Source organism: Pelomonas sp. CA6 (assembly GCF_022549225.1).
Taxonomy (GTDB): domain Bacteria; phylum Pseudomonadota; class Gammaproteobacteria; order Burkholderiales; family Burkholderiaceae_C; genus Roseateles.
Map to the genome: position 1 here is coordinate 1 of NZ_JAKZFD010000059.1, position 409 is coordinate 409.

The following is a 409-nucleotide window of genomic DNA, read 5'->3' on the forward strand; positions in this document are numbered from 1 at the left end:
CACGCCCAGTGCCAACGTCACAAACACCAGCAACCTCGTCACGCTGGACAACACCGGCGTGAGCGACCTCGCCGGCAATGCCGGCAGCGGCATCACCCAATCCGGCAACTACGCGATCGACACCCAGCGCCCCACGGCCACCATCGTGGTCGCCGACAGTGCGCTCAAGGCCGGCCAGACCAGCACCGTCACCATCAGCTTCAGCGAAGCGGTGACGGGCCTCACGGCGGACGACTTCGTCGTGGGCAACGGCAGTCTCAGCGGCCTGAGCAGCAGCAATGGCGGCCTCACCTGGACCGCCACCCTCACGCCCACGGCCGGTGTCGAATCGACCACTAACCTCATCAGCCTGGACGGCAGCCGCTACACCGATCTGGCCGGCAACACCGCCAGCGGCACGGCCAACTCC

At 67.5% G+C, this 409-nt stretch carries 1 protein-coding gene; it reads left to right on the top strand.

The genetic code is table 11. The features are described from left to right. On the top strand, nt 1-409 hold a 409-nt coding region (locus tag LZ017_RS21870), incomplete at both ends, for an Ig-like domain-containing protein (RefSeq protein ID WP_241399041.1).